Genomic DNA, 13,053 nt, shown 5'->3' on the forward strand with positions numbered 1-13,053 from the left:
CCCCTTAAGGTTCTACCCAGCGTTCATCTGCCTTAATGAGGTTAATTAATTCCTCTACACCTTTATCTTCTGGGACTTTTTTAATTTCTTCTCGGCCACGATACAAAGAAATATAACCGGGTGTTTTGCCGACATAACCATAGTCGGCATCGGCCATTTCTCCCGGTCCATTGACAATGCAACCCATCACTGCTATATCTAGCCCAGTTAGGTGTTTAGTGGCTTCCCGAACTTTGTGCAGCACTTCTTCTAGGTTAAACAAAGTGCGTCCACAGGAAGGACAAGCGACATATTCCACCATCGTTTTTCGCAATCCCAAAGCTTGGAGAATGCTGTAGCAGACGGGGATTTCTTTTTCTGGTGCTTCTGTAAGTGAGACGCGGATTGTATCACCAATGCCATCAGCAAGTAAGGTAGCAATACCAGCTGTAGATTTAATTCGCCCGTATTCGCCATCACCGGCTTCCGTAACGCCTAAATGTAATGGGTAATCCATACCCAAGTCATCCATACGCTTGGCGATGAGGCGATAGGCGGCTACCATCACTGGGACTCGTGAGGCTTTCATGGAAATTACCAAGTTGCGGAAATCTAAAGATTCACAGATGCGGATGAATTCTATAGCAGATTCCACCATTCCTTCGGGGGTGTCACCGTAAGTAAATAGCATTCTCTCCGCGAGGGAACCATGATTTACCCCAATTCGCATCGATTTTCCTTGATCGCGCAAAGAAACTACCAGAGGTTCTAAGGTTTCGCGGATTTTGTCGCCAATTTCGTCAAATTCGGTTTTAGTATACTCAGTTCGATTGATGTTTGGCTTTTCAAACACATACAAGCCGGGATTAATCCGTACTTTCTCTATGTGCTTGGCAACTTCCACGGCGATTTTTAGCCCATTGTGATGGACATCAGCCACAATTGGCACGTCTTGGTAAGTTTTTATTAATTTTTGTTTAATTTCTCCTAACGCTTTAGCATGAGCCATACTTGGCACGGTGACGCGGACAATTTCGCAGCCAATTTCGTGCAGACGACGAATACCAGCCACGGAACCATCAATATCAAGAGTGTCTTCGTTAATCATTGACTGCACCACAACGGGGTAGCCACCGCCAATGGTGACATTTCCCACCTTTACAGGGCGGGTTTTACGCCGCTTGATAGTTGTATCAAAGGTGGCTTGACTGGATGTGATGCTTGAAGTGTTGACTGTGGGCAGAGTTTGCATAACCTGAATTAGGTAAATTTGCTGTAGCTCAAATATCAGATTTAATAAATCTCTGTTTCCCAGATTGCCACAGGTGGTGGCTCTTTGGGTGATTAGATAGAAAAAAATCAGACAATAACACAGCACAACAGATCAAGAGCGATCGCTGAGTTATACATATTATCAGCAATGCCAATGATTTTATGAACCAACCGTCTTTATTGCTAATTGCTAATTGCTAATTGCTAATTGCTAATTGCTAATTGCTAATTGCTAATTGCTAATTGCTAATTGCTAACTCCTAACTCCTAACTGCTAACTCCTAACTGCTAACTCCTAACTCCTAACTGCTAACTCCTAACTGCTAACTCCTAACTCCTAACTCCTAACTCCTAACTCCTAACTCCTAACTTTATTCCTCACTCAGCACTCAAGAGTCAGCACTCAATCACAATGCCCCCGCTGCTGTTTTATCTAGTACGCCTCCACCCAAGTGAGTGGTGATGTTCATCGCTTGTAATACTGGTAAACCATCAATTCCAGAAGGGTAGTCGATAACGCTGACTGCGCCATTACCCTGGCGAAAATTCCAGAAATTTTCCAGCGATAAGCCCAGAATGTGACAAAGCAAAGTTTTGTTAGTAGCGTCATGAGCTACTACTAATACAGTTTTGAATTCATTATTTAATGCGGCTTGTACAATTGATTGCCAAGCGACAACGCTGCGTTCCCATACCTGTTGCAAATTTTCTCCTTCGGGCATTTGCACTTCGGCTGGTACTAGCCGCCAGCGCTGCAACTCTCCAGGAAACTCTTGCTCTATCTCTGTTTCTAATTTTCCTTCCCAAAGTCCGTGACTGATTTCTCTTAAACCATCTTGCAATTCTAACTTTACATTCGGATGTTGTTTTAAAATAATCTCTGCTGTTTCTTTAGGGCGCAGCATTGTGCTACTGCAAGCATTATCAATCGCTACCTCTTGGAGAAATTCGCCTGCTTTTTGCGACTGTTGTCTACCGTTGTCGTTGAGGGGAACATCAATTTGCCCTTGAAACCTGGTTTGGCGATTCCAGTCGGTTTCACCGTGACGCACCAGCAACAATCGTACTCCTTGATGATCCGGTCGCAATGAGGGTAAAGATTCTCCGGTGTGTTGCGTCTGATTTAAGGATTCTAGCTGGACTGGTTCGCCCAATCCCCCAGCAAAATTTAATACAGTGATGCCACAGTTAGATTGCTGTATTGAGTGATAGCGACTTGGAGAAATTCCTAGTGCTGTGCTAATCAGGGCGCGATTAATTCCGTTATGTCCCACAATGAGAATAGTTTCGCCTTGATGGTGAGACAAAGTTTCTTGCCAAAACTGCCTTGCTTGTTCGTATAAAGCAAGAACGGGAAAATGTTCTCTTGTCCCTTGTGCATCATTAAGCAGCATCCGCAGTTCATCTGGGCGTTGATGCCAAGTGCGATAGTCTTCGGCAAATTTCTGCTTGACTTCTGAAGTCAGCAGTGCTTCCCATAAAGGCAGGTCGATTTCTAACAGTAAATTAGAAACTTGGATTACAGCAGATTGTTCAGCATGATTAGCTAACTCACTATGGATAATATCTGCTGTGTGCTTTGCTCGTTGCAAAGGACTGCTGTAAATTGCATTAAATAAGATATTGCTGAGGGCTTTGCCTACTTTACTGGCATCGTTACGACCTTTTTCGGTTAATGTTGACGCATCAGTGCGTCCTTGGATACGCCGCTCGGTATTATAACCACTTTGACCGTGGCGCACAATGATGACACGAGTCATCTCAAAGCCCTCCTCTATCTTGACGATTAATTCTACTGCAAAATGATTGCATAATTATCGACTCAGGAAGGCGAATTGAGTCAGTAGCACTCTCTATTTCTCCTCTCTCTGTGTTCTCTGTGTCTCTGTGGTAGCCTGCGGCAAGACGCTTCGCATCTACGTTTATTTGGATAATTTCTTGGAAATCCCTAAAGCCATAACCTCGAAGTTCTTAAAGAACTCGAGGTTATGAGACACTAAATATTAAGAAGAGTTGCTGACAGAAAAACTTTTACAATTTCTGACCTGCGTAAATCGATCGCACTTCGCCGTTACGCCGGATGACTGCTTCGCCATTACTGACATCTACTAATGTCCAACCGCTTGAGCCGATACTTTCACCCATATTGATGCGGCGAGTCACGCCATCAATTTTAAACAACGCGGCAGATTTATTGCCCAACTCTAGCAATCCCTCTAAGGTATTACTCGGAGCTTCTGCGATCGCAGTTGGCGGATATACTTGTTCCTGGGTAATGGTTGGTTCTGACTCTGGGGCGAGTGCATCACGTAATGGAACTATTGGTAATGCAGGCAGAGGCTTAGGTGTCTGCCGCACTGTAATGGGTGCAGTTTTCCCAGCCACAGGCTTGAGTTCAGATCGTACAGCCGCAGCCAACATATTGACGGTTACAGGCTTGGCAGCTTGTCGTACTGTATTTAGGGCAGTTTTCACAACATTAGGTTGAGATCCCTGCAATACACTGGCAACTTGTGGTAAAAGTGTAGAAGTCCCAGGAATAGCTGGAAGAGCATAGCGCATTGGTGACGGCGCTTGATAAACAGGAACGTAGATGCGCTCAACAACACTCCCAGAACGGTTGGAGGCTGATGATGTATTGTTAGCTAGAAGTGGAAGTGCTGGCAGATTACCTGTTGTTTGCTCGTTACCAAGGGCTATTTGGTTACTACTTGCCTGACTGGAGAATCCCCGACTGAAAGATTTTTGATTGGGTGTTGCTCCTTGCTTATCTATGACTGCTAGTGATTGGAGCATATAGTCAACTAACTCTGCCTCAATTTCTGTTTTGACAGGTAATTGTGACTGCGATTGTGTCAATAGAAGCGCTGATTCGGGCAATTTGGCATTTAAAAGATATACAACTCCAGACTGCACCAGGTAAATCATACCTGCGATCGCCACGCCTAAAGTTGTTCCCACCATCAGCAGTTTGCCCAAAGCCGGCCTAGTTTTCTGACGCTTTCTACTAACTGCTTTCACAGCGCCGTTTTCAAACACAACGGTACTCAATTGCTTATGCTTATCTTGAGCAGCTGACTGATTCAGGCTGTTTGGTAAAATAATCTGCGGTATTGTAACTGTTTGCAGAGGCACATATCCTGGAGGTGACTGGCGTTGAGCTTGGGTAGAAACCCCAGCAACAGAGTGGTGCCTAACAGCTTGAGAAGGCAGATTACCACTAACATCCAGAATGTAGTCGATATCGGCAAAGAGTTCATCCATGAGGCCATCAGCATAGTTTTCTATCGACCAAGGCTCGTTGGCGATTAAGTCTTCTGATGGTTCCGGTACTATGAGACGGGTGCTGGCTTCTTGTAACATAGACGTTCTGGGTTGTTGCTAGGACGGAGAAACGCCGTCTCTACTGCCTGGAAATTGGGATTATTTTTAAAGAGAGAATAGGGAACCGGCAACAGGAAACAGGTGGTCTGTTACTCCCGGACAGGGAACATGAACATGAAATAGAAAAAACTGTTCCCTGTTCCCTTCTTTGATGAAACATCCAATCCCGGTTCTCTTAAGACGAGTTGATTGAGCGTTGGTATTAAACTCAACTTTCATCTGGGGATTGTTGACGATGGCAGTACTAAGAGTTATGTCATCTATCATACCAATCTCCCTCCTTACTACTATACTCAGTCTTTATGAAGTTGGTGTTAAGCTAACGCTGGAAACTCTGACTGGCTCTTGGTTATACGCAATTCTAAATATAATAATAAAGCATTAATATCTGCTGGGTTTACACCACCTATACGTGCTGCTTGACCAAGAGTGAGTGGTTTTACGTGAGTCAGCTTTTCTCGTGCCTCTTTGGAAAGAGTCTCAATTGTTGTGTAGTCCAAATCAGCGGGTAACTTGCGGTGCGCTTGCCGGGCAATTTGGTCAATCTGATGTTGTTGCCTAGCGAGATAGCCAGAATACTTGATGTCAATTTCTGCGCCTTCTTTCTCAGCGCGGTTGAGGTTGGGGTTTCCCAATCCGAACCTATCGAGGTGAACGTAATGGAATCCCGGACGCCGCAGCAAGTCGTTAAGGGTAATTGAACCTTTAATTGCTTGTTGGGTATTAGATGCGATCGCTATTCCTATTTCATCATGTTCTTTCACTCGTGTGGCTTGTAATCTTTGTTTTTCTGTGGTGATGTTACCCTGTTTTTTAGTAAACATATCCCAACGGCGATCGTCAATTAAACCAATTTCCCGCCCCAAGGGTGTCAGACGTTGATCGGCATTGTCAGAACGCAATATTAATCGGTACTCTGACCTACTGGTAAGCATCCGGTAAGGTTCCCGCAAGTCTTTTGTACACAAGTCATCAACTAGCGTCCCAATGTAACTTTGCTCGCGGGCAAACACAATCATTTCTTGAGAGCGAACAAATCGAGCTGCGTTAATTCCCGCCACCAGCCCTTGAGCTGCGGCTTCTTCATAACCTGTAGTGCCATTAATCTGCCCAGCACAAAACAGCCCCGCAATCTTCTTAGTCATCAATGTGGGGTAACACTGAGTTGCTGGTAAATAGTCATATTCCACTGCATAAGCCGGACGTAGCATCACACATTTTTCCAAACCGGGGAGAGTCCGCAACATTTGCAGCTGTAGATTTTCTGGCAACCCTGTAGAAAACCCTTGAATATACAGTTCGGGTATATCCCTTCCTTCCGGTTCAATAAAGATTTGATGGCTTTCTTTATCGGCAAAGCGGACAATCTTATCTTCAATACTGGGACAATAACGTGGCCCTTTGGCTTCCACCCAACCGCCATAAACGGGCGACAGATGCAAATTTTCCTGAATTAGGCGATGGGTTTCGGCGGTGGTGCGGGTGATATAGCAAGGCATTTGTTCCCGTTCGACCCAAACATCTGGGTCAAAACTGAACCAGCGCACGTCTTCATCCCCTGGCTGAATGAGCATTTTACTATAATCTACCGATCGCTTGTCTACTCGCGCTGGAGTTCCAGTTTTAAGTCTGCCAGTTTCAAATCCCAGGCGATTTAAGGTTTGTGTCAATCCTTCAGCCGCAAATTCCCCAGCGCGTCCGGCTGGCATTGATTTGTTACCAACCCAAATTTTGCCTCCCAGGAAAGTGCCAGTTGTCAAGATGACTGCTTGACATTGGAACCCTACACCAAAATAAGTTTCAACGCCAATGACTTCACCGTTAGCACCCAGCACCAAGTCTGTTGCCATACTTTCGCGGATTGTCAAGTTTTCTTGGTTCTCAACAATATTTTTCATCACCGCTGCATATTCGCGCTTGTCCGTCTGGGCGCGTAATGCCCATACAGCAGGCCCCCGTGAAGAGTTGAGGATACGTTTTTGCAGGTAGGTACGGTCTGCTACTTTACCAATTTCTCCGCCGAGTGCGTCTACCTCATGAGTCAACTGAGATTTGGCCGGGCCACCCACCGCTGGGTTACAAGGTTGCCAAGCGATTTTATCCAAGTTGAGCGTCAATAGCATGGTACGACAACCGAGGCGTGCAGAGGCAAGAGCTGCTTCGCAACCGGAGTGACCTGCACCGACGACTATGACATCAAAAGCGTCTTGAAATTCAACGGAATTGTGCATGGTCATACTTACAGGAACGGCAAGCTTAGAGTTATTTTCAATTGTAACTGTTCCAGTGGTTTCAGGGAGGTATCTTTCTGATAAATAAGTTATCAACATTACTATAAATAAAAGACTAATTAAGGTCAGTTATAATCAACTTTATGGCTTTCTTATTCGTTCTCATTTCTTTTGTTTAGGTGTAAATATGAAAATCAACAAAATAACCTATTATGACCATAAACTAGAGTGGCAGTTTGAGCCGATACATTTTTCTGAACTAAATCTTTTAGTTGGTATATCCGGTGTTGGTAAAACACAAATACTTAAATCTATTATGAGCTTACGGAAAATAGCTAGAGGTGGCTCATTGAATGGTGTGGAATGGGATATAGATTTCTCTTTAAATAATTATGAATATAAATGGAATGGTAAATTTGAAAAAAAAGAAGTAAATGAATTTATCATTGATACTGAACAGTCAGAAAAAGATAAATTTAGGATTCACAGAGAACATTTATCTGTAAATGGAAAAACTCTGATAAAAAGAAGTAATAATGAAATAATGTTTAATGGTACTAAATTGCCTAAACTCTCACCTTTTCAAAGTGCTGTTCAAATCTTAAGCGAGGAAGAAGATATTGCACCTGTTAAAGATGGATTTAATAAAGTTATTTACAGCGAAAAATTAAGAATAGAAAATCATATTTATATAGATGATATTATTTATTCCTCACTAATGAGTAATAACTTATCAGCAAAAAAATATTCTTCGCTAGAAGAAATCCAGAAAAGTAACTTGCCAAATCAAATAAAATTAGCATTAGTTTATAATAAACATCCACAAACTTTCCAAGAAATTAAACAGCAGTTCATAAATATATTTGACCAGATAGAAGATATCAAGATGGAACCTGATAAAGATGAAGATTTGCCTAAGATGATGGCAGACTATCCTTTCATTAATATCAAAGAAAAAGGTGTTAATAATTGGATTACCCAAAAAGGTATATCTTCTGGAATGTTTAAAACACTAATTCATATTAGTGAATTTTATTTATCTGCCGAAGGGACTGTAATTCTGATTGATGAATTTGAAAATAGCTTGGGAGTTAACTGTATTGATATTTTAAGTGATTTATTACTGGAAGAAAGAAATTTACAATTTATAATCACTAGCCACCATCCTTATATTATTAATAAAATTGGAATGGAGCATTGGAAAATTGTAACTCGTCGAGGTGGTGTAGTAACAGTTAAGGATGCCAAAGATTATAATCTTGGTAAATCTAGGCATCAAGCCTTTATGCAGCTGATTAATCTTGAGGCTTATAAGGAAGGAATTGCAGTCGGATGAATCTATACTTTCTTGTTGAAGGTAAAAGAACTGAAAGAAAAGTTTATCCAGCTTGGCTAAAACATCTGTTACCAGAACTGCAACAAGTTCAGAATTATGATGAAGTCAATAAAAACAACTATTATCTATTCAGTGGAGAAGGTTATCCTTCGATTATTTACGATCATCTTCCTAATGCCATTGCAGACATCAATGCAAATGGCAAGTATAACTACTTTGTAGTCTGTCTAGATGCAGAAGAGAATACAGTTAGCTGTATCCAGCAGGAAATTTATGATTTTTTAACTGCCGAAAAAATTCAGATGGGAAGTACACAGCTTGTTTTAATCATACAAAATCGTTGTCTTGAAACCTGGTTCTTAGGAAACAGAAAAATTTACTCAAGGCAACCCCAAAGCGAACCATTATTAGATTACACCCGTTATTATGATATTTCAAGTAATTGTCCAGAACTAATGGGTAATTATGACAAATTCAACACTCATGCTCAATTCCATGAAGCTTATTTAAAAGAATTATTTAGAGCCAAAAATATTAACTATTCTAAAAAAAATCCTGGTGATGTAATGAAGCTATATTACTTAGAACAATTATTGGCAAGAATTCAAGAGAAAAACCACCACTTACCTAGCTTTCAAAGCTTTATAAATTTTTGCAATATAATTAGACCTAAATTAACTAGCTAATTTCTTTATGAAGAAACTTTTAAAAAAGATAAAATTTTTTAGTATTGTTATCTTGATTATTTTCACATTAGTAGCTAGCAATGAAATTACCCACCACAAGATTGCTATAACCGCTCAACCATTAAACGGATGCTTGAGTACTGATTCATTGCCTTGTACAGATATCTCTAAAAAGACAACATCAGAACCATTTATTCCTGATGCCAAATTAAATAATCAAGAACGTTTTTTATCTGCAATCGCTAGAAAATTATCTACAATTCCTCAGCCTGGTACTTATGAATATACGTTACTACGAATGTATGGTGCAGTCTTTGTAAATCAAGATGTTGGGATTAAACTGCCGCAAAAGGATATCTTTGCCAGTGAACAAGAAACTCAAGATTTTCAAGCTACTTTAACAATGGCTCATGTTGATGGCACTAACGACTGTTACTTACAAAAATCGGCGGCTGATGCTTTAAATAAAGCACGAGTTCAGCAACAGATTCCGCTAAAATCTGGTTATGGTTCTGGTGATTGTACTCGCACTTTCAACACGAATTTAAGATTTTGGCACAAATATGCTAACGACCAAGTTTTGGCAAAAGTTCAACAGGGTAAAGAAACAAAAATTCTTGGTTTAGTTGCACCTCCCGGAACTTCACAACATCTTTGGGGATTAGCAATTGATTTACGCATAGGCAGTAAAGAACAAAGAAAAGCTCTGAATCAAAATGGTTGGTTTCAAACAGTAGAAAACGATATTCCCCATTGGACTTATGTGGGTTTATCTGAAGAGAATTTATCCCTGTTTGGTTTCAAAAAACAAGCTATTCGGGGCATTACTTATTGGATAACGCCACTCTGATTGTTAGATAGTATAGAAACTTGGGAATATTAGCTTATCTAACCCATCTGTCCTTTTACCCATTCTCTAATTGCTTGTCGGAAAACTCGTCTTCCTAACATACGATATCTTTCAATTAGTGACGGAATCTCTTGAATATTCAGATTAGTAAATACTAAACTTATTTCTCTTTGAAGATATTCTTCACCTTGTAACTGGTAAATTTTGATTTCGCCAGAGTCATAACACCAGATTTCAGGCACACCTAACCGCGCATAAATAGGAAAACGATCTAAAGATTTACTACTAACATCAATCTCTAAAGCCAAATCAGGAGGAGGGTCTTGATTTAAATCAAACTTGAGCTTACCTCGAATTAGTGCTTCATTTTGGAAATAAAAACAATTATCGGGTTCTATCCCTGCTTTTTTTAGCTCTCGTTTCCACGTACTTGAACCATAACATTCATAATCTAGTTCTAAAACTTCAGCCGTATCTTTGATAATGTCACCAATTATTTCTTTGTAATATTCATGTTCTGGTAATGGTGTCATAATCTCTAATGTGCCATCATCATAAGCCACCTTAGCTGCACGAGTTTCACCTAAATCTATCAATAAATTTTCAAATTGTTGCCAACTGATATTGTAAAGAACTACCCGATCGGCATGACGTTCAGTTAGCAGCATAACTCCTCGCAGAATCAGTAAGTAATAAACAGTATTCAGTAATCAGTGAAAATCTGATATAAATCCTTAAACTTACAACTGATAGCTGAACAAGATAGACATTTATCCTAATCTATTTTATCAAGGATGATTGATGAATATTTCCCAACTCTCACCACCTTTACCCCACCCACACAAATTTAAACACCAAACTATTGCCAAAATACCCTTCTGAGCGCACCTACAGGCTCTCGAAAAACAGAAATTGCGTAGACGTAGCCCGTCATAGACATCGCACCCTCCCTCTTCTCTAAAACTCTCAACATAGACAAGAGAACAAGGGGAAAAAGAACTCATACCCCTTGTCCACACGTTTCTAGAAGGCTATTTTCAAAGGTAGTAGTTTATGGGGACATTAAGGGAAAACTCTGCTATTTTTGCTGATTAGATATTATACTTATCTAAGTTTTCAGCACTTAGCTTGGACATATTCATGATTGCTGAGTTTTTGCACTCAACGTCCTCTATAAGTTACTTCACTTCACTGGGTTCAAACTTAGTCACCTTACCTTTCTTAATGGCAACAATCACATCGTAATGTGAACAGTAAGCGAATGTAACATCATTGGCTTTGTTATAAAGATTAACTACGTGACCTGCACCACCTAGTTGGATACCGATTGGCTCCAAGTCACCAAAAAAGAAACGACGTAGTTGATCTCCACTACCAATCTGACCCTTACTCTTAGTAAGCAAGTCTAGTTTCTGTGTTACAGACAATTCTTCGGCTGCTGATGCCTGCACTAATGACGGATTGATCGCTTTTAATGGTACATCCCAAACTGTGAAAAAACCAACCAAGGCTATACTTGTAAGAAAGGGTGCGAGTTTCATTTGTTACTTCTCTTCTTTGTTTTATCCTGAACATCCTAAGCATCGCAGGTGGCAGTGAGAGCTTATTGAAACTAAGCCACTATTTTCATGAATTTATCCCTTGAGAAAATTTAGTTAATTCTCAGCATTTTCTCAGGTATTCAAGGCTGCTCAAAGTCACAGCATAATTTAAGTATTTTCTCAACAAAACCTCATTTTGAGCTGCATGAGGGCAACTTAAGATCATGAGCAATGCTTTTATTGCAGTGATGTTATTATGACTAGACCCAAAAAACCACATCGCCTAATCCATAGAATTTCGGGACAAACATATCTCTGGCTAGCAATGCTAATTTTTGGAGCATCTGGCGCAGTTACTCGGAAGCTAACAGAAATTGGTACTCAACATTTTATTGGTAATCGCAATCCAATTTCTTTGTGTAATGTTTTATTTGTGGGAAACCTTTGCGCCTTGATGCTTCTGATCCTGATCTATGGGCGGCAGTGGAACAAAGCTAGCTTGAAGCAATTCTCAAGGAAGGATTGGTTCAGTCTAACGGTAGTGGCTATTTTATCAGGTGCATTAGCCCCTGGCTTAATTTTCCAGGCATTGGCACTCACAGGAGTAAACAATGTCATTTTGGTAGGACGCTTGGAACCGCCTCTAACTCTGGCTTTATCAGTTTGGTTGTTGAGAGAACGGGTAAATATTTGGGAATTTATCGGTGCGATCGCAGCCTTTATCGGCGTTATCCTAACTATTATTCTTCAACCTCCGACAGAAACCATGATGAACATGGGAGGTTTCGGTTTAGGTATAGGGGAACTTTTGGCGGCAGCCGGATCTATTGCTGTAGCTGCTTCCACAATTATTAGCAAGAAACACCTTTCGCAGATTCCTTTGGGAATCTATAGCATTTTTCGGACTGCATTAGGAACCGTAATCTTTTTCTTCATTGCTTTACTCCTTTATGGCAGGGATCATTTTGCTGATGTCCTCTCACCATTCTTGTGGCAATGGATGTTTCTCTATGGCGGGTTGATTGTGGTATTAGGTCAGTCTTTTTGGATTAAAGGCTTGAAAACTTCTACTGTATCTACGGCTTCCTTAGTTAGCTCATTTGGCCCAATTGTGGGCATCATAGCAGCCTATTTAATTTTGGGTGAAGCCCCTAACTTAGCCCAATATATTGGCGGTAGCTTGATTTTAGTAGGTATATTCTTGAGTCAAGTTGGCATCTGGCGTCAGACTTCTGGCAAGGTGAATTCTACTCCAGCACAGCAACAGGTAGAAGCTGGTATGGGATTCAAAGGGATTTGAAGGAGGCGGAAGAATTTTAGATTTTGGATTTTAGATTTTGGATTGAATATCTAAAACCGCAAATCCAAAATTGAAGGGGCAGGATAAATTCCTTGTAGAGACGGCGATTTATCGCGTCTCTCTAACCTTAAAAGGGAACAGGGAACGGGCAACAGGGAACAGGGAAATCCCCATAATTAAAATTAGGGGATTTGTACAAGGACGTATTTTTTCTTGCGCTACGCGTCCCCTTAAAAAATGTTTTTATTTCTTTCATAAATAAATTTAGGGGCTTGTACCCTAAATCTTCGGGGCTAATTCTTGCACTGTTCCCTGTTCCCTCTTCCCTGTTCCCGCCCCGAAGGGGCTTGGTCAAAATAAACCACCCATTCAAAATCGATGAAACGCTTACACTGTATTAATTTTGAATTTTGTTAGCGAGTCTGCGTACCCTTACAGGCATCTTGCTACGCTTTTAGCGTCTCGTAGAGAGCG

The 13,053-nt window shown here is 40.9% G+C and carries 11 protein-coding genes; 4 read left to right on the plus strand and 7 right to left on the minus strand.

The features are described 5' to 3' along the window. Window positions 1-4: 4 nt before the first annotated feature. The 5 genes from ispG to mnmG all read right to left on the minus strand — a co-directional run bounded on the left by ispG (window position 5) and on the right by mnmG (window position 6,872). Window positions 5-1,231, minus strand: a complete 1,227-nt coding sequence (gene ispG, locus V7K67_RS00730) for a (E)-4-hydroxy-3-methylbut-2-enyl-diphosphate synthase (RefSeq protein ID WP_334729836.1) — start codon at window positions 1,229-1,231, stop codon at window positions 5-7. A gap of 427 nt (window positions 1,232-1,658) precedes the next feature. After that, entirely contained in the window at window positions 1,659-3,011 is a 1,353-nt protein-coding gene (locus V7K67_RS00735) for a histidine phosphatase family protein (protein ID WP_335164810.1), read from the minus strand. Window positions 3,012-3,282: 271 nt separating this feature from the next. Then, a complete protein-coding gene (locus V7K67_RS00740; protein ID WP_334731139.1) occupies window positions 3,283-4,614 on the minus strand; it encodes a hypothetical protein in 1,332 nt (443 codons plus the stop codon). Between the two features lie 66 nt (window positions 4,615-4,680). Continuing rightward, on the minus strand, window positions 4,681-4,902 hold the full coding sequence (locus tag V7K67_RS00745; RefSeq protein WP_334731140.1) for a hypothetical protein: 222 nt from the start codon (window positions 4,900-4,902) through the stop codon (window positions 4,681-4,683). A gap of 47 nt (window positions 4,903-4,949) precedes the next feature. After that, on the minus strand, window positions 4,950-6,872 hold the full coding sequence (mnmG, locus tag V7K67_RS00750; RefSeq protein ID WP_334731144.1) for a tRNA uridine-5-carboxymethylaminomethyl(34) synthesis enzyme MnmG: 1,923 nt from the start codon (window positions 6,870-6,872) through the stop codon (window positions 4,950-4,952). Window positions 6,873-7,053: 181 nt separating this feature from the next. On the opposite strand from mnmG, the gene V7K67_RS00755 reads away from it, so the two are divergent. From V7K67_RS00755 to V7K67_RS00765, 3 genes are read left to right on the plus strand one after another with little or no spacing between them, the layout of a single operon-like run. Further along, a complete protein-coding gene (locus tag V7K67_RS00755) occupies window positions 7,054-8,202 on the plus strand; it encodes an AAA family ATPase (protein WP_335164813.1) in 1,149 nt (382 codons plus the stop codon). Further along, window positions 8,199-8,888, plus strand: a complete 690-nt coding sequence (locus tag V7K67_RS00760; RefSeq protein WP_334731142.1) for a hypothetical protein — start codon at window positions 8,199-8,201, stop codon at window positions 8,886-8,888. The genes V7K67_RS00755 and V7K67_RS00760 overlap by 4 nt, the downstream gene beginning before the upstream one ends. A 7-nt stretch (window positions 8,889-8,895) precedes the next feature. Next, a complete protein-coding gene (locus tag V7K67_RS00765; RefSeq protein ID WP_334731143.1) occupies window positions 8,896-9,738 on the plus strand; it encodes a D-alanyl-D-alanine carboxypeptidase family protein in 843 nt (280 codons plus the stop codon). 38 nt (window positions 9,739-9,776) lie between these two features. On the opposite strand, the gene V7K67_RS00770 is transcribed toward V7K67_RS00765, so the two are convergent. Both V7K67_RS00770 and V7K67_RS00775 read right to left on the minus strand, forming a co-directional pair. Beyond that, entirely contained in the window at window positions 9,777-10,406 is a 630-nt protein-coding gene (locus tag V7K67_RS00770) for a Uma2 family endonuclease (RefSeq protein WP_334733062.1), read from the minus strand. Window positions 10,407-10,916: 510 nt separating this feature from the next. Beyond that, on the minus strand, window positions 10,917-11,279 hold the full coding sequence (locus V7K67_RS00775) for a hypothetical protein (protein ID WP_334710713.1): 363 nt from the start codon (window positions 11,277-11,279) through the stop codon (window positions 10,917-10,919). Window positions 11,280-11,535: 256 nt separating this feature from the next. Between V7K67_RS00775 and V7K67_RS00780 the strand changes: the two genes are divergently transcribed. After that, window positions 11,536-12,579, plus strand: a complete 1,044-nt coding sequence (locus V7K67_RS00780) for a DMT family transporter (protein ID WP_334733063.1) — start codon at window positions 11,536-11,538, stop codon at window positions 12,577-12,579. Window positions 12,580-13,053: the final 474 nt, after the last annotated feature.

Origin of the sequence: Nostoc sp. (assembly GCF_036917155.1) — a bacterium.
GTDB lineage: Bacteria > Cyanobacteriota > Cyanobacteriia > Cyanobacteriales > Nostocaceae > Nostoc.